This is a genomic window from Sulfitobacter sp. 1A13368, assembly GCF_043557275.1.
In the GTDB taxonomy this organism is placed as follows: Bacteria; Pseudomonadota; Alphaproteobacteria; order Rhodobacterales; family Rhodobacteraceae; genus Sulfitobacter; species Sulfitobacter faviae.
Window position 1 is genome coordinate 211,472 of the sequence record NZ_JBIFFR010000002.1, and the last position, 15,120, is coordinate 226,591.

The 15,120-nt window shown below is 62.4% G+C and carries 16 protein-coding genes and 1 tRNA gene; 2 read left to right on the top strand and 15 right to left on the bottom strand.

Annotated elements, in window-relative coordinates; translation table 11 throughout:
- Positions 1-22: 22 nt before the first annotated feature.
- The 11 genes from ligD to ACGYK4_RS04640 all read right to left on the bottom strand — a co-directional run bounded on the left by ligD (position 23) and on the right by ACGYK4_RS04640 (position 10,649).
- Positions 23-2,482: a DNA ligase D gene (ligD, locus tag ACGYK4_RS04590; protein WP_394455316.1), complete on the bottom strand. Its 2,460-nt coding sequence runs from the start codon at positions 2,480-2,482 to the stop codon at positions 23-25.
- Positions 2,482-3,321: a Ku protein gene (locus ACGYK4_RS04595; protein WP_394455317.1), complete on the bottom strand. Its 840-nt coding sequence runs from the start codon at positions 3,319-3,321 to the stop codon at positions 2,482-2,484. Before ACGYK4_RS04595 ends, ligD begins: the two co-directional genes overlap by 1 nt.
- Positions 3,322-3,331: 10 nt before the next feature.
- On the bottom strand, positions 3,332-4,279 hold the full coding sequence (locus ACGYK4_RS04600; RefSeq protein ID WP_394413308.1) for a YihY/virulence factor BrkB family protein: 948 nt from the start codon (positions 4,277-4,279) through the stop codon (positions 3,332-3,334).
- A 74-nt stretch (positions 4,280-4,353) separates the two neighbouring features.
- Positions 4,354-5,625, bottom strand: a complete 1,272-nt coding sequence (locus tag ACGYK4_RS04605; RefSeq protein WP_394455318.1) for a DUF3618 domain-containing protein — start codon at positions 5,623-5,625, stop codon at positions 4,354-4,356.
- The gene (locus ACGYK4_RS04610; RefSeq protein ID WP_394408835.1) at positions 5,615-6,013 is read right to left on the bottom strand and encodes a phage holin family protein; all 399 of its coding nucleotides are present in this window, start codon (positions 6,011-6,013) and stop codon (positions 5,615-5,617) included. The genes ACGYK4_RS04605 and ACGYK4_RS04610 overlap by 11 nt, the downstream gene beginning before the upstream one ends.
- The gene (locus ACGYK4_RS04615; protein WP_322329496.1) at positions 6,010-6,627 is read right to left on the bottom strand and encodes a hypothetical protein; all 618 of its coding nucleotides are present in this window, start codon (positions 6,625-6,627) and stop codon (positions 6,010-6,012) included. The genes ACGYK4_RS04610 and ACGYK4_RS04615 overlap by 4 nt, the downstream gene beginning before the upstream one ends.
- 285 nt (positions 6,628-6,912) lie before the next feature.
- Entirely contained in the window at positions 6,913-7,713 is an 801-nt protein-coding gene (locus ACGYK4_RS04620) for a lytic transglycosylase domain-containing protein (RefSeq protein ID WP_394432959.1), read from the bottom strand.
- Between the two features lie 95 nt (positions 7,714-7,808).
- Positions 7,809-8,039 carry a hypothetical protein gene (locus tag ACGYK4_RS04625; protein ID WP_394432961.1) on the bottom strand — a complete coding sequence of 77 codons (231 nt, stop codon included), beginning with the start codon at positions 8,037-8,039 and terminating at the stop codon, positions 7,809-7,811.
- A gap of 83 nt (positions 8,040-8,122) precedes the next feature.
- Positions 8,123-8,713 (bottom strand): exopolysaccharide biosynthesis protein, encoded by a 591-nt coding sequence (locus ACGYK4_RS04630; RefSeq protein ID WP_394432963.1) that lies wholly within the window; start codon positions 8,711-8,713, stop codon positions 8,123-8,125.
- A 141-nt stretch (positions 8,714-8,854) separates the two neighbouring features.
- Positions 8,855-10,261 carry a type I glutamate--ammonia ligase gene (glnA, locus tag ACGYK4_RS04635; protein ID WP_168613076.1) on the bottom strand — a complete coding sequence of 469 codons (1,407 nt, stop codon included), beginning with the start codon at positions 10,259-10,261 and terminating at the stop codon, positions 8,855-8,857.
- Positions 10,262-10,310: 49 nt separating this feature from the next.
- Positions 10,311-10,649 carry a P-II family nitrogen regulator gene (locus ACGYK4_RS04640; RefSeq protein ID WP_067266338.1) on the bottom strand — a complete coding sequence of 113 codons (339 nt, stop codon included), beginning with the start codon at positions 10,647-10,649 and terminating at the stop codon, positions 10,311-10,313.
- A 211-nt stretch (positions 10,650-10,860) separates the two neighbouring features.
- On the opposite strand from ACGYK4_RS04640, the gene ACGYK4_RS04645 reads away from it, so the two are divergent.
- Positions 10,861-11,715 carry an NAD(P)H-hydrate dehydratase gene (locus ACGYK4_RS04645; RefSeq protein ID WP_394455319.1) on the top strand — a complete coding sequence of 285 codons (855 nt, stop codon included), beginning with the start codon at positions 10,861-10,863 and terminating at the stop codon, positions 11,713-11,715.
- On the opposite strand, the gene ACGYK4_RS04650 is transcribed toward ACGYK4_RS04645, so the two are convergent.
- The gene (locus tag ACGYK4_RS04650) at positions 11,712-12,233 is read right to left on the bottom strand and encodes a Hint domain-containing protein (protein WP_067266333.1); all 522 of its coding nucleotides are present in this window, start codon (positions 12,231-12,233) and stop codon (positions 11,712-11,714) included. The two genes, ACGYK4_RS04645 and ACGYK4_RS04650, sit on opposite strands and share 4 nt — an antisense overlap.
- Positions 12,234-12,367: 134 nt before the next feature.
- Between ACGYK4_RS04650 and ACGYK4_RS04655 the strand changes: the two genes are divergently transcribed.
- Positions 12,368-12,451 (top strand) — tRNA-Leu (locus ACGYK4_RS04655).
- A 49-nt stretch (positions 12,452-12,500) separates the two neighbouring features.
- On the opposite strand, the gene ACGYK4_RS04660 is transcribed toward ACGYK4_RS04655, so the two are convergent.
- The 3 genes from ACGYK4_RS04660 to ACGYK4_RS04670 all read right to left on the bottom strand — a co-directional run bounded on the left by ACGYK4_RS04660 (position 12,501) and on the right by ACGYK4_RS04670 (position 15,108).
- On the bottom strand, positions 12,501-13,430 hold the full coding sequence (locus ACGYK4_RS04660) for an AEC family transporter (RefSeq protein ID WP_067266328.1): 930 nt from the start codon (positions 13,428-13,430) through the stop codon (positions 12,501-12,503).
- A gap of 62 nt (positions 13,431-13,492) precedes the next feature.
- Complete coding sequence (locus tag ACGYK4_RS04665; protein WP_394455321.1) at positions 13,493-14,302, bottom strand: MBL fold metallo-hydrolase; 810 nt, start codon at positions 14,300-14,302, stop codon at positions 13,493-13,495.
- Positions 14,302-15,108 (bottom strand): TatD family hydrolase, encoded by an 807-nt coding sequence (locus ACGYK4_RS04670; protein WP_394455322.1) that lies wholly within the window; start codon positions 15,106-15,108, stop codon positions 14,302-14,304. Before ACGYK4_RS04670 ends, ACGYK4_RS04665 begins: the two co-directional genes overlap by 1 nt.
- Positions 15,109-15,120: the final 12 nt, after the last annotated feature.

A 15,120-nucleotide genomic window follows, 5' to 3' on the forward strand; every position in this document is an offset into this window, starting at 1 on the left:
CACCCTCGCGGCCAATCTTGCCTCACGTTTCAGACCATTCCTGCAACTTATCGATCACCCCATCGGTCAGCGATTGCAGATCCTCCTGCACCGCCAGCGCCGGGCAGGGCTGATCCAGCCGCGCGGCCATATCGCCTATGTGGAAGCCATTCGCGCTGTCGAGCGCCTCTAATTCCTCCCAAGTCACCGGCACGGCAACCGGCGCACCGGGACGCGCGCGAAGGGAGTAGGGCGCGATGGCCGTGGCACCGCGTTCATTGCGCAGCCAGTCGATGAAAATCCGGCCCTTGCGCTTGGCCTTGGACATGGTCGCGACATAGCGGTCGGGGTCTTGCGCGGCCATGACATGCGCAAAGGTCTTGGCGAAAAGTTTGACCGTCTCCCAACCGCGCGTGCGGCGCAGGGCCAGCCAGACATGCACGCCCTCGCCGCCGGTGACAATGGCCCCCGATTGCAGGCCGAGGGCCGCCAGCGCATCGCGCAGCTCAAACGCTGCCGCGCGAACATCGGCCCAGTCCAACCCTTCATCGGGGTCGAGGTCAAAGACCAGCCGGTCGGGGCGGTTCAGCCGATCCACCCGCGCGCCCCAGATGTGATATTCCAAACTGCCCATCTGCGCTGCCGCGATCAGGCTTTCGGGGCGCGTGGCATAGAGGTAATCCGCCGCGTCGCCATCGCTTTCCTCGATCGAGACGCGCGACAGCGCGTCGGGCATCCCGCCGCTGTCGTGTTTTTGAAAGAAACATTGCCCGTCAATCCCCGAAGGGCAGCGAAAGAGTGACAGCGGGCGGTGGCCCATGAGGTCGATCATCCGCGCCCCGACACGTTCGTAATGCCGTGCCACATCACCTTTGGTGCAGCCCGCATCGGGGAAGACTCTGCGGTCGGCGTTGCTGATCTGCACGCCGCCGATCTTGCTGTCGCTATCCATTTTAGGCTCCTCTTGCGGTTCCTCCAAGGTCACGCTGCCCGCGTCCTTATCCTCGCGCAGGCCCAGAAAACTGCCGTGCCGGATCACGCCATCGGCGGTAAACTCGGCAAAATCGACCTCGGCCACCAGATCGGCGCGGACCCATTTGGCATCGCGCCCCACCTCCGTTGGCACATCGCTCGCGGGCGGGGTCTTGCGGGCGGTCATGGCGCGGGCGAGGTCGGCCATGCCCTCCTCAGAGAACCCCGTGCCGACGCGGCCCTTGTAGCGTATTTCGCCGCCCTCATGGCTGCCCAGCAGGAGCGAGGCAAAGGCCCGGCCCTTTTTGTCGGAGGGGGAATAGCCGATGATGATGAATTCCTGCCGCCGGGTGCATTTGACCTTGAGCCAGCTTTTGCTGCGCCTGCCAGTATAGGGCGCGTCAACGCGTTTGGAGATGATCCCCTCAGCTCCGGCTTTGCAGGCGCGGTCGAAGACTTCGGGACCATGGCCGATGACATGCTCGCTCAGCCGCAGCGGCCCGCCTGCGGGCACGCCGGATAGCAACTGCGCCAGACGCGCACGGCGGTCCATCTGCGGCGCGTCGCGAAAATCCTCACCGTCGAGCGACAGCAGATCGAAGGCGTAAAAGACCAGCGGATGCCCCTCTTTCAGCGCGTTTTGCAGCGAAGAGAAGGCCGAGCCGTTGATCTTGGCCGCCATGACCTCTCCGTCCAAGAGCGCCCGGTCGCAAGGTAGCGGATCGAAGGCGGCCCCAAGCGCGCCGAACTTATCGGTCCAATCCTTGCCGGAGCGGGTGAAAAGCCGCGTGCCGTTCTTGCCCAGGGACACCAGACAGCGATAGCCGTCGAACTTCGTCTCATGCATCCAGCCGTCCCCCTCGGGCGCGTCGGCGACGAGGGTGGCAAGCTGGGGTTTGACGAAAGCGGGGTTCTTGCCTTTGCGCTTGGGGCGTGGGTCAGCGACCTTTTTGGCGGGGGCGTCTTTGGCGATCTCGGCCATGGTGCGGCCCGTGGTGATCGACCGGGCGGTGCCTTTGGTCAGCCCATCGGGGAGATCACGGGCATAATCGTCACGCTCTTTGATCAGCAGCCAGTTTTCACGCTTTTCCCGGCCCCGCATCCGCACCAGCGTCCAGCCGCCCTGCATGTGCTGGCCTTGCAACGTGAACTTGAGCTTGCCGTCTTCCAGCCCCTTGGCCACATCGCCCTGCGGCATCCATGTGCCCCGGTCCCAAAGCATGACCGTACCGCCGCCATATTGCCCCTTGGGGATCGTCCCCTCAAAGCCGCCGTAGTCGAGCGGATGGTCCTCGGTCCGTACGGCAAGGCGTTTTTCCGACGGGTCGGGGGAGGGGCCTTTGGTGACGGCCCAACTCAGCAGCACCCCCTCCCATTCAAGGCGAAAATCATAGTGCAGGCGGGTGGCATCGTGTTTCTGAACGACAAAGCTTTGCCCCGCACCGCTGCCGATCTGACCACGGGGTTCGGCGGTTGCCTCGAAATCGCGTTTGGCGTTGTAGCTGGCGAGCCTGTCGGGGGATTTGGCCATCACGAGGCTTTCTTACGCGGCGCCTTCTTCTTGGCGCTGGATTTCCCGCCGCCTGCTTCTTTCAGGCTCTCTTTCAGCGCGCCCATCAGGTCGATCACATTCTCGCCCTCGGCGGCGCTGTCATCCCCGGTCTGCACGCGCGGGGTCTTCTTATTTTTCACCTTCGCATCCAACAGCTTTTGCATCGCTTCGGCGTATTTGTCGGTATAGGCGGAGGCGTCGAAGGGCGCAGTTTTCTTGTCGATGAGCGAAGTCGCGACATCGAGCAATTCCTTATCGGTCTTGTCGTCCTCGATATCGGTGAAAATCTGATCCGCCTCGCGCAGTTCATCAGCGTAGTGCAGCGTTTCCATCAACAGCCCGTCGCCGCAGGGTTTGACGCAGGCCAGATATTCCTTGCCGCGCATGGTGACTTGACCCAGACCAACCTTGCCGGATTGGCGCAGCGCGTCGCGCACCACGCGGTAGGCATCCTGCGCCAGATCGTCGGAAGCGGTGATGTAATAGGGTTTGTCGAAATAGAGCGGAGAGATTTCGCAGGCATCGACGAAGTGCACCAACTCAAAGGTCTTTTTCGTCTCTAGCTTGATCTCATCCACTTCATCGGGGTCGAGCAGGATATATTCGTCGCTGCCGACCTCATAGCCTTTGACGATATCCTCGGCCTTGACCGGGCCGATGCCGGGCACGGATTTCTCATAGCGGACCCGCTTGCCCGAGGGTTTGTGAATTTGCCGGAAGGAGACCTTGGAACTGGTCTTGGTGGCCGAGAATATCTCGACCGGGATCGACACCAGCGAGAGGCGAAGTTGACCTTTCCAAAGTGCGCGCGGTGCCATGAGAACTCTCCTATTTGCCCTTCGCGCGGCCCAGCTTATCAGCCTTGACCGCGTCGCGTTGGCCCATTGGCTCATCGGGGCCGGTGGTGCTGTCCTTACGGGTCTGGGCCTCCATCTCGGAATTGAACTCAGCCCCCAGAAGCACGATGAAGGCTGAGATCCAAAGCCACATCAGCAGGATGATCGCCCCGGCCATGCTGCCGAAACTTTCATTGTAGCTGCCGAAGTTGCTGACGTAGATCGAAAACCCGATGGAGGCGACGATCCACAAGATGCAGGCGATGACGGAGCCGGGGGTGAGCCATTTCCACTCCGCATCGTCGCGGGCGGGGCCGTAGCGGTAGAGCACGGCCAATGCGAGTGCAGTAAGTGCGGCCAGCAGCACCCAGCTGCCATAGGTGAGCAGCGTCTCGACCCAATCGGGCAGGGCGAGAAAGGCGACCACAGCAGGCACGGCCAGCGTGGCTGCAAGACCCAAAAGCAGCACGCCGATCAACATGAGGGTGAGGCCAAGCGTCCAGATCAGTTTGGAGACGAAACCGCGGGTCTCATCCTCGTCATAGGCGACGTTCAGACCTTCCATCAGACTGCCCACGCCTTTGGACGCGGAGTAGAGCGCGAGGGCCAGACCGATCAAGAAGGCCCAGCCCAGACCAGTCTCTTCCGACCCGGTCACGGCGACGGCTTGGCCGAGGATGATATTGGCGGCTTCTTCGGGAATGAGGTTGGTCAGGGATTCAAGCTGCGCGGTGACCTGAGCGGGCTCCATCACCAATCCGGCGAGGGCCATCAAGGCGGTCACGGCAGGGAAAATCGCCAGCAGCGCGTAAAAGGCGACACCAGCGGCGACAAGCGACACATGATCGGCGGCGATCTCATCCTTGACCCGCAACAGGATGTCTTTCCATCCGGGGGCCGGTATCTCCATCGGCGTTTCCGCTTTCCGTCCGCGCGCCATATCTGGTCCTTTGACGTTTAATTCGTATCGTAAAATATGCCCGCCCCCGAGGTCGGGAGCGGGCGTGGCTTGGTTTAGCTCTTCACGTCGCCGAGCTTTTGCTTATCGGCTTCGCTTTTGGCGGCATCTGCAACGCGCTGACCGCTTTCCTTTGCCTTTTTCACGGCGGCATCGGCGGCGGTCTCTTCGTCGGCGGCGGCATCGGCATTGTCTTTGGTCTCTTTCAAGACCTTGCCTGCCTCATCCGTCGCGGCTTTGGCGACCTTGCCCAGCTTGTCACGCTCTTCCGCGTAAATACGCTCGGCTTCGTTAAAGAGCGCATCGCTGTGCTCGCCCATATAGGCGTCTTCGGTGCGGCTGCGGGGCAGGGCGGCGCCGATTGCGGCACCCACGGCGAGGGCCAGCGCACCGGCGACCATCGGATGCTCTTCGAACATGTCCGAGGCACGCTCACCGCCCTGACGGGCATAGCGGCCGCTGGCGTTCCACGCATCCACGGCGCGGGCACGGGCCATCACGATACGCTCACGCGCTTCGGCGGTCATGTTTTCGGTGCCTTCCGACAGACGGTCGCGCAGGGCATGGGCACGCTCATTGGCGGCATTGGCGCTGTCGCGTACGCTATGGGCCGCGCCGCTGGCGGTACTGCGGATGCTGTCCACGGCGGAACGCGTGCCATAGGACGCGCGGTCACGGGCATAGCGGGCGCCACTGGCGACCGAGGAACCGGCGGAGCGGGCACGCCCGGCAGCCGAGCTTGCAGCGCCCTTGACGCTGCCAGCGGCAGAGCCTGCGGCACCGGAGACACCGCTCGCAGCGGAGCCTGCGGCCCCCTTCACGCTGCCTGCGGCAGAGCGGGCACGATCACCCAAACCACGGCTATCATCGTCGTCGTGATGCACGTCACGGGCCCATGCGGGCACATCATCAGCCGCGCCACGTTCGGAGCCATAGCTGGTGGCATAGGCGCTCGCGGGGGCAGAGGAACGGCGCGCGTCGCGCACGGCGGGGCGGTTTTCGGTATTGGTCACCGGCACCGGCACGGGATGTGCGCGGTCGCGGTCCAGACCTTCGTAGCCCCGGCGGTTACGGCTGTTGCCGCTGCCGAACATCATCCACGCAAGGCCCGCACCTGTCAGCGCCAATGCGACCGGGTTGCGCTTGGCCGCGTCAGAGATGGAGCGACCCCAGTCGCCGCCATGCTCGCGGAACTGGTCAGAAAACTGACGCGCGATACCTTCGACCGAAAAGCGGTCTTGCAGATCGTCCAGCGTATCGGCCAGACCAGCACGCTCCCGCTCGATTTCGCGTTCAATTTCTTCGGGGTTTCTGGAGTCATTTGTCATCGTAGACCTCCTTCATGGTCTCTGCGTCACGCTTGACGTTTTTGGCGGTGCGGGTGGGCGCAAGGCTGCTGAGTTTCAGATCATTGGTGCCCTTCTGGATCATCACATAGGCGACGATGGCCAGAAGAACGCCGACGATCACGGCGGACCAACCAGCGGCGATGCCAGCTTCGGTCAGGGCAGCCACGAGGGCGGCGCTCAGCACGTTCAGGGCGGTGAGGGCCACAACCACGGCGCCGACGATCAGGCCAATGGCCACGCCCGCATGTTTCAGGTTCTCATTCACTTCGGCGCGGGCCAGATCGACCTCTTTGCGCATCAGCGAACTGACGTGGGAGAGGGCTTCGGTCAGCAGGCTCCCGGCGGATTTGTTGCTTTCGGTGGTCATACTTTATCTCCTGTAACGACATTGGGCGCGGCAGGCTGAGTTGTCGGCTGAGCGGCGGTGCGGCCGGGCACGGTGCTGGCAGCACCGGTGGGAGGCGTGCCGGTCATCGGACGGTCGATGCGGTCGTCGTCGTCATATTCGACGCCGGTGCCGCCGTAGCCGCCCTGAGGCCGATCGCTGGAGGCTTTGGCGAAACGGGTTGCCACGAAGCCCAAAAGGGCAGCGCCACCGAGGAAGACCAGCGGGTTGCGCTTGGCGAAACCGTTCAGGTCGCCCATCATTTCGCCCAAGTCCTTGTCGCGCATGCTGTCAGAGACATCGGCGAGACCATCGGCCAGCTGGCTAAAGCTGCGCTCCTGCGGGGAGCCGCTGCGCAGCTCATCAGCCGCGGTGCGGAGGGCAGAGGCCACGCCTTTGACCTCGTCAGCGGCGGTGTCGCGCGCTTGGTAGGCATAGTTGGTTGCTTCGGCGGATACGGTGTCGGCCACGTCGCGGGCCTGCGCCTTGGCGGATTCAGCGGCGTTGCTCGCGGCGGCGGCAGCTTTGTCTTTTGCAGCGGTCGCCTGCTCTTTAGCGGCAGCGCTTTGGGTCTGTGTGGTGTTGTTGTCGGGCATGGTGACCTCCTTTAAAATACGAGATTCAGGATCGCGAGAACGACCACGATCAGGCCGATGAGGTAGAAAATTCCGTGCATGGGTCCCTCCATTCGTCTGCAGCAATTATCTTATCTACAGTCCAACGACTGACGCCGCGGGCGGTTCCCCCGCCGGGGCAAAAGAATGCTGGGAACCCTTTGGCCTGTAGGAATTAAACGGACTCAGAAGCCCGCCGAGGCCACAAACGCAAGCGGCGCGCCCCGATTGGGACGCGCCGCCGTTTAACATAGTTTAAGTGGGTTATTAGCCGTCGATGCGGCTGGCCATGATGGCGATAGCCTTTTGATAGACCCCTGCCGCGTTCCACGCCTGAATGACGCGGAAGTTCGGCTGACCCTCTTGATAGCCCGCCCCCGGCTGCCAGCCTTTCTGGCGCAGGAAATTGGCGGTGGAGGCCAGCGCGTCGACCTGATTGTAGAAGTCGACCCGCCCGTCGCCATTGCCGTCAACGCCATAGCGCAGCGCGTTGCCGGGCAGGAATTGCGTGTGACCTAACTCACCATGTTTCGCGCCTTGGGTGTTAGAGGTGATGGCCCCTCGGTCGACCAGTTTCAGCGCGCCAATGGCATGGGGCACGAAAAAGTCGGAGCGGCGGCAGTCATAGGCCAGCGTGGTGATGGCCGAGACGACAGCGCTATTGCCCATGAAACCGCCAAAGCCCGTCTCCATCCCGTGGATCGCCAGCAAGACACCGGCAGGCACGCCATAGCGCTGCTCAAGCGCGTTATAGAGCCCGGCGTTGCGCGCTTTGCGTTTGCGGCCTTGGGCTACGATCGTATCCGCGCCGCGCACCTGCATGAATTTGGACAGGGAGTATTTGAAGGATTTCTGGTTCCGGTCGGCGGCGATGGTGCCATTGGCGTAGCGCGCGCTTGCCAATGCGTCCAAGCCACGCTGGCCGACGCCTGCGGCGCGGGCCTCCTGGGCGAAAGCGCCTTTCCATGCCTCAAAGCCATTGGCCGTATTGCCGCATTGCGCGGCCAAAGTCGGCGCGGCCATGAAGGTGCAGATGGCCGCGGTGGTGATGAAAAGTGTTTTGAACATGAGATTGACCCTCTGCGTCTGTGTGCCGAGCAAAGGTTAGCCCATATAAGCAACGGTTCAACTAGGTTGGCAAAGGAAAGAGAAATCTTTGGCCGTCAGCGTGGCAGAAGGGCGCGGATATATTCCATGGCGGTGCCCGCCCAGACGTTGACCTGTGGTGCGCTGTCCTGAGCAAAGCTCGCCCCGCCGAATAGCAAGCCGACTGTAACCATAAACATCAGCCCTTTGCGGCTACGCTTGGCGCGGCGGTGTTTGTTGTCGGCGCGTTTGGCGCGCTGTTCGATGCGCAGCAGCCGTTCATTAAATGTCGTCGTGGAAATCGCCATCTTATCCGTTTCCTCTGCAGGGTCGTGGTTAAGATTGCTTGGGCGCTATGGCCCTTTTGTGGCAATGATGCGGCGCGGGGCGGTCAGCCGCCCAGAAAATAGGAGGCACCTGCAAAAGCCGCGATCCCGGCGCCGACAAAGCCCAGCAGCATCAGCAGACCGTCGCGATAGAGCAGCGCCAGCCCGAAGATGGAAATCACGATCATCGGCGCGGAGGTGGCGAAGGGTACAACCTCAAGCGGGGGAACGGCAAAGCACAGGCAAAGGATGACGACACAGGCAACCTTTTGACCGGTGGCGCCTGCGATGCGCGACAGCCGGGCCTGTAGCTTGTCGTCGATCCATTGCGAGACGGGCCGCAGCCATTCGACGGATTTCAGCACCTTGTCGGTATCCAATGTGCGCTTGCGCAGCCAGTTGGGGGCCCAGAAATGCTCATACCCCAGCAGCATCCGCAGGGCGAGGAGCCCCACCAGAATGGCCAGCGCAGTGGGAAAGCCGGGGATGCCGCCAAGGGGGGTAAGCTCCATCAGCGGCAGCACGGCAAGGGCGGGGCCATAGCCGCGTTGGTCAAGCGCGTTGATCAACTGGCCAACTTCAACGGTGTCTTTCCCCTTGGACGCGTCTTTCAACTCATCGACAACATCCGTCAGCGCCGTTGAATCCTCGGCCATGATGCGCACCCCTTTTCTTGCTGCTCTGCCAAGCCAACGCGGTAGGGCAGGCTCTGTTCCGCGGGGTGCCATGCAAAAGGGCGCGGAATGAACCGCGCCCTTTCGAATTTCTCTCACCGTCCCGTGGGGACGAACGTCGCGTCAGCAGCTGTAGTACATGCCGAATTCAACGGGGTGCGGGGTCTGTTCGAACTTCAGAACCTCTTCCATCTTCAACCCGATATAGCCTTCGATCTGGTCGCGGGTGAACACGTCACCGGCCAGCAGATAGTCCATGTCGTTGGACAGCTCGTCCAGCGCCTCGCGCAGCGAACCGGCCACTGTCGGGATGTCCGCCAGCTCTTCCGCGGGCAGGTCATAGAGGTTCTTGTCCATCGCCTCGCCCGGGTCGATCTTGTTCTTGATGCCGTCAAGGCCGGCCATCAGTAGGGCGGAGAATGCCAGATAGGGGTTCGCCGCCGGATCGGGGAAGCGGGCCTCAACGCGCTTGGCTTTGGGGCTTTCGGTCCACGGGATACGCACGCAGCCCGAACGGTTACGCGCGGAGTAGGCGCGCAGAACGGGCGCTTCGAAACCCGGGATCAGACGCTTGTAGCTGTTGGTCGTCGGGTTGGTGAAGGCGTTGAGCGATTTGGCGTGGGCCAGAATGCCGCCGATGAACCACAGTGCTTCTTGGCTGAGGTCGGCGTATTTGTCGCCTGCAAACAGCGGCTTGCCGTCTTTCCAGATCGACATGTTCACATGCATGCCCGACCCGTTGTCGCCAAAGACCGGCTTGGGCATGAAAGTCGCCGACTTGCCATAGGCGTGGGCCACGTTGTGGATCACATATTTGTACTTCTGGATTTCATCCGCCTGTTTGGTCAGCTCACCAAAGATCAGACCCAGCTCGTGCTGGCAGGAGGCAACCTCGTGGTGGTGCTTGTCGACCTTCATGCCAAGGCGCTTCATGGTCGAGAGCATCTCGGCGCGCAGGTCTTGCGCTTCGTCCACCGGGTTGACCGGGAAGTAGCCGCCTTTGAGGCCCGGGCGGTGGCCCATGTTGCCCATCTCATAGTCGGTGTCGGTGTTCCACGAGCCGTCGGATGCGTCAACTTCGTAGGATACCTTGTTGACTTCGTTCGAGAATTTGACGTTGTCAAAGAGGAAGAACTCAGCCTCGGGACCAAAGTAGGCGTTGTCGCCAATGCCCGAGGAACGCAGATAGGCTTCGGCCTTCTCAGCAGTGCCGCGGGGGTCACGTTCATAGCTTTCGCCGGTGTCGGGCTCAACGATGGAGCAGTGCAGGCAGATCGTGGTTTCGGCATAGAAGGGGTCGACATAGGCGGTGCTGACGTCGGGCATCAGCTTCATGTCGGAGGCTTCGATGCTTTTCCAACCTGCGATGGAGGAGCCGTCGAACATGAAGCCTTCTTCGAGGAAGTCTTCGTCGACCAGATCGCTCACGATGGTAACGTGCTGCAAGGCGCCGCGGGTGTCGGTAAAGCGGATGTCGACATATTCGATGCCTTCATCTTTGATTTTGCTCAGGAATTCCTGGGTATCCATCGTGTAGGTCCTTTATGGTCTATTCGTAGTCTGGGCCCGAGGGCCGTTGTCAAAGCGCGTCTGAACCGGATTCACCGGTACGGATGCGAATTGTTTGTTCAACAGGGGAAACGAAGATTTTGCCGTCACCGATTTTCTCCGTCTTGGCGGCGTCGACGATGGCCTCGATAGCGGCATCGACCTGATCGTCATCCAATACCACTTCGACCTTCACTTTGGGAAGGAAATCTACAACATACTCCGCACCGCGATAGAGCTCGGTGTGGCCTTTCTGGCGGCCGAAGCCTTTCACTTCAATCACACTCAGACCTTGAACACCCACGTCTTGGAGGGCTTCTTTGACTTCGTCGAGTTTGAACGGCTTGATGATGGCTTCGATCTTTTTCATGGTAATCCCCTGACAATTCCCGCGCATTTATGCTCTGGTTTCGACAGAGCATCCCGCCCGCGTAACGTCCAGCGCCGGGCAGGGGGTAACATGGCGCGGCGAATGCATTTGCCAAGGGCCGCTGATAATTTGCGCAACGTGCCTAAAAAATGAGCATTGGTGAATCGGCTCCGGGCTGTACCTTTGGGCGCCAGTTGCTAGATCCCCTTACATGCGTATTTCCGAGATCACCCGCGAGAGCCTGAACGTCGATTTACTGCGCAAAGAGCCGGGGCATAAATATGACCACGGCCATGCGCTCGTCCTATCCGGCGGGCCGGGTCAGACCGGGGCCGCGCGTATGGCGGCGCGCGGGGCGCTGCGGATCGGGGCAGGGGCCGTGACCTTGGGCGTGCCGCCCGCCGCGCAGCTTGAAGCGGCGATGCAACTCACGGCGGTCATGCTGCAGCGGATACCGGATGGCGCGGCATTGTCCGAAACGCTCGAAGACAGCCGGATCAACGCGCTCTGCCTCGGGCCCGCCTTGGGATTGGGCGCGCGCGCAGCGGGGCTTGTCAAAGCAGCCCTCGCCGCGCCGCATATCGTCTTGGACGCCGATGCGATCACCCTGCTGTCGCGAGATGCCGACCTGCGCGACGCCTTGCATGAAGGCTGCGTTCTGACGCCCCATATGGGGGAGTTTGCTCGGCTGGCCCCGGATTTGGCCGAGGCGGCAAAGGCCGAGGAGGAGGGGGCCAAGGCGCAGGCCACGCGCGAGGCTGCCGCGCGGTTCGGCTGCGTGATCCTGTTGAAAGGGCCGGAAACGATCATCGCGACGCCCGGTGGAGAAGTGCGGCGCCATAGCGCGACCCAAGACCGTGCGACCCCTTGGCTGGCCACTGCAGGGGCGGGCGATGTCTTGGCGGGGCTTATCACCGGGCTGCTTGCGCGGGGGAACGCCCCGGTCGAAGCAGCCTCCACCGCGGCATGGATACATGCCGAGGCAGCGCTGCTGCATGGGCCGGGGCTGATCGCCGAAGACCTGCCCGACCTGATGCCGCAGGTGTTGCGGGACTTGGGGGTTTAGGCCGCGTGCAACACCGCGCCGCGGGCGCGGGCGGCATCGGCGGTGCCAAGCTCCAGCCCATCGGCGTAGATCACATGCGGGCCGTCGCAGAATATCTGGATCAGGGTCGTTTCTTCCTCCCCCAGATCGGTGATGAATTCATCGTCGACCAAGGCCCGCGCCGCGACCAAGGCGCGTTCGGAATTGAAAAGGGCCCGCGCGCGCCAATCGCGTACCAGCACCATCTGATCCCCGGCGAGGGCGACGTCGCGTTCGGGCCGCGTGTGGCCCAGCGATCCCGCCGCCAGCGCGATGCGCCGCACACTGCGGGTCGTGCGTTGAATATGAAGGATTTTTGCAAAGCCACTGTCGCGCGTAATGACACGATCCCCGACCGAGAGATACTCAACCGGGATTTCACCATCCAGCGTCAAAATAAGGGCGCCCTGCACAAGACCGGTGTCCAGCGCAGCGAATGGGGAAAACTGCCCCCCATGGCGATCTTTGCCGCCTACGCACCCGACCGTATTCGGTTTCATGGGCGTCTCTTTCTATTGTACCTGCCTCAGGTATCACCAACCATATGCAAACATCCGGTTAATGTCTTGTGCTTTTTTGCTCTCGCATCTGCCGCGCGGGTTTGCTAATCAGCGCGGGCACCGGTTGGTGCAGTGCGGGTGTGGCGGAATTGGTAGACGCACCAGATTTAGGTTCTGGCGCCTTTGGCGTGGGGGTTCGAGTCCCTTCACCCGCACCACTTTACCCGGTAAATCAAAGATATCGCAGGCTTTTCGCGCGTGACTCGCTTAGCCCAGCACCGTGAGCCAAAGCCATACCGTCAGGATCGAACTGCCCGTCGCGATCAGCACGGAGCTGGCCGCCACACGGCGCGCGCGGCCGTACATATTGGCGAAAATATAGGCGTTGAACCCCGGTGCCATGGCCGCGGTCAGCACGCCGGACCGGAAACCGGCCTGCGGCAGCGACAGCATGGTGCCAAAGCTCCAGACCAGCGCGGGGTGCACCAAAAGGGCGATGGCGCAGACCATGAGGATCGCTTTCATGTCGCCTTCGGGCTTGTATTGCAGCAGCACGCCGCCAAGCGCGAAGAGCGCGGCGGGCAGGGCGGCGCGGACGATGAGCGACAGCGCGTCATCCACCACGCCGGGGATCGGAAGACCGCTGAGGTTAACGGCAAAGCCCCCGAGGATCGCCAGAACCAGCGCGTTGCGAAACATCGCCCGGCTCACGTTGCGCAGTAGCGACAGGCCCGATTGCCCGCGGTTGCGCACGAATTCCATCACCGTGATGCCCAAACCGTAGCAAAAGGGCGCGTGGAACGACAGGATCGCATAGTTCCCGGCCAGCGCCTCGGGCCCGTAAGCGCGTTCGGTGATCGGGAGGCCCAGCAGGATCGAGTTCGAGAACAGGCAGCAAAACCCGATCGCCACGCTGTCTTCCCAATCGCGGCGGAACAAGAGCCGCGCGCCAAGGATGCCAAGCGCGAAACACAGCGCCGCGCCGCCGTAGAAACTGCCCAGAAGGCGCGGGTCATAGCTGCTTGATAGGTCAATGCGGGCGATGGCTTGGAACAGAAGGCAGGGGATCGCGAAGTTCTGGGTGAATTTCATCACCCCGTCGATGCCAGAGACGGGGAAGAGCCCGCGCCAGACCGCAACATAACCAAAGCCGATGACCAGAAAGACCGGCAGAATGACGTCTAAAAGAGTTTGCACTTAAAAGGAGCCTTATGGGGTGCGGCGGGGGCGCTGACCCTCAGGCCCGCGCCCGGCGCTGCCTAGTCTGAATGGGGAAGGGGGAAATGAAGGGTCAGCCCGTCATAGGCCGGTTGAATGTGATCCGGCGTCTCTGCGGCGACGGTGTGGTAATCAAGGTCGTTGTGCATATTGGTCAGGACCGCCGTCTGCGGCGCCACCCGGTCGATCCAGCCAAGGGTCTGCGCCAGATGGCTATGGGTCGGATGCGGCTCCCGCCGCAGGGCGTCGACGATCCAGCAGCGCAGGTTGTCCATCATCGGCCAGCAGTCCTCGGGGATGGCTGAGACATCGGGCAGATAGACGATATCGTCAAAGCGAAAACCGAGTGCGTCGATATTGCCATGGGTGACGGTGAAGGGCGCGAATTTCAGCATGCCACCCGGGCCGTCGATGCTGACCTCGCCGGTGATCTCATGCATGTCGAGGATGGGGGGATAGCTTGACCATTCGGGCTGCACGAAGGCATAGCCAAACCGTTCGATCAGCGCGTCCCGCGTGGGCGCATCGGCCCAGACCGGCAGCCGCGCGCGCATGTTCATCACCACCATGCGCAAATCGTCCAGCCCGTGAACGTGATCCGCGTGGGAATGGGTGTAGATCACCGCATCGAGCCGCCCGATGCCTGCGTCCAACAGCTGGCTGCGCATGTCGGGGGAGGTGTCGATCAAGACGGCGGTGGTGCCTGCCTCCGTCACCCGCTCCACAAGGATCGAGCAGCGGCGGCGGGCGTTCTTGGGCTCATTCGGGTCGCAATCGCCCCAGTGGCCGCCGATCCGCGGGACACCCCCGGAAGAGCCGCAGCCCAATATGGTCACCCGCAGATCGGCCATCAGCGCGCAGGCTCCCAAGCAGCGGCTTTTGCGAAGAGACGGTCGAAATTCTCCTGCGTGCGGGCCGCGAAATCGGCGTAGTCGAGGCCAAGGGTCTCAGCCGCGCGGCGGGCGGTATGGGCGGTAAAGGCAGGCTCATTCGCTTTGCCGCGATGCGGCGGCGGGGCGAGATAGGGCGCGTCGGTTTCCACCAGAATACGGTCGAGCGGGGCGGCGGCGAAAATCTCGCGCAGCTCTTGCGACTTGGGGAAGGCGGTGATGCCGGACATCGACAGGTAGAACCCCAGATCGAGCGCCGCACGGGCCAGTTCAGCGGAGGAGGAGAAGCAATGCATGACGCAGCTATAAGCGCCATTCGCATGTTCTTCGCGCAAGATGCGGGCCATGTCGTCATCCGCATCGCGGGCATGGATGATCAGCGGCAAGCCACTTTCCCGCGCCGCGGCGATATGGATGCGCAGGGAGGTCTTTTGCACCTCGGCGCTCTCGGCGGTGTAGTGGTAGTCGAGGCCGGTCTCACCAATACCGACCATCTTGGGGTGCTGAGCAAGGGTCAGAAGGTCGTCGACCGAAGCCATCGGCTCTTCTGCGGCGGACATCGGATGGGTGCCTGCGGCGTAGAACACCGGCTCATGCGCCTCGGCAATGGCCCGCACGCTGGGCTCGTTCTTTAGCCGGGTGCAGATGGTGACCATGCGGGTAACGCCAGCCTCCGCCGCGCGGGTGATGACGCCGGGCAGGTCTTCTTGCAGGCTCTCGAAATCGAGGTGGCAGTGGCTGTCGGTGATTTGGGGCGTGTCGGTCATGCTGTCCTTTCG

Coding starts and splice junctions, on each gene's coding strand:
- ligD (WP_394455316.1), bottom strand. CDS start 2,482: ATGGCCAAATCCCCCGACAGGCTCGCCAGCTACAACGCCAAACGCGAT.
- ACGYK4_RS04595 (WP_394455317.1), bottom strand. CDS start 3,321: ATGGCACCGCGCGCACTTTGGAAAGGTCAACTTCGCCTCTCGCTGGTG.
- ACGYK4_RS04600 (WP_394413308.1), bottom strand. CDS start 4,279: ATGGCGCGCGGACGGAAAGCGGAAACGCCGATGGAGATACCGGCCCCC.
- ACGYK4_RS04605 (WP_394455318.1), bottom strand. CDS start 5,625: ATGACAAATGACTCCAGAAACCCCGAAGAAATTGAACGCGAAATCGAG.
- ACGYK4_RS04610 (WP_394408835.1), bottom strand. CDS start 6,013: ATGACCACCGAAAGCAACAAATCCGCCGGGAGCCTGCTGACCGAAGCC.
- ACGYK4_RS04615 (WP_322329496.1), bottom strand. CDS start 6,627: ATGCCCGACAACAACACCACACAGACCCAAAGCGCTGCCGCTAAAGAG.
- ACGYK4_RS04620 (WP_394432959.1), bottom strand. CDS start 7,713: ATGTTCAAAACACTTTTCATCACCACCGCGGCCATCTGCACCTTCATG.
- ACGYK4_RS04625 (WP_394432961.1), bottom strand. CDS start 8,039: ATGGCGATTTCCACGACGACATTTAATGAACGGCTGCTGCGCATCGAA.
- ACGYK4_RS04630 (WP_394432963.1), bottom strand. CDS start 8,713: ATGGCCGAGGATTCAACGGCGCTGACGGATGTTGTCGATGAGTTGAAA.
- glnA (WP_168613076.1), bottom strand. CDS start 10,261: ATGGATACCCAGGAATTCCTGAGCAAAATCAAAGATGAAGGCATCGAA.
- ACGYK4_RS04640 (WP_067266338.1), bottom strand. CDS start 10,649: ATGAAAAAGATCGAAGCCATCATCAAGCCGTTCAAACTCGACGAAGTC.
- ACGYK4_RS04645 (WP_394455319.1), top strand. CDS start 10,861: ATGCGTATTTCCGAGATCACCCGCGAGAGCCTGAACGTCGATTTACTG.
- ACGYK4_RS04650 (WP_067266333.1), bottom strand. CDS start 12,233: ATGAAACCGAATACGGTCGGGTGCGTAGGCGGCAAAGATCGCCATGGG.
- ACGYK4_RS04665 (WP_394455321.1), bottom strand. CDS start 14,302: ATGGCCGATCTGCGGGTGACCATATTGGGCTGCGGCTCTTCCGGGGGT.
- ACGYK4_RS04670 (WP_394455322.1), bottom strand. CDS start 15,108: ATGACCGACACGCCCCAAATCACCGACAGCCACTGCCACCTCGATTTC.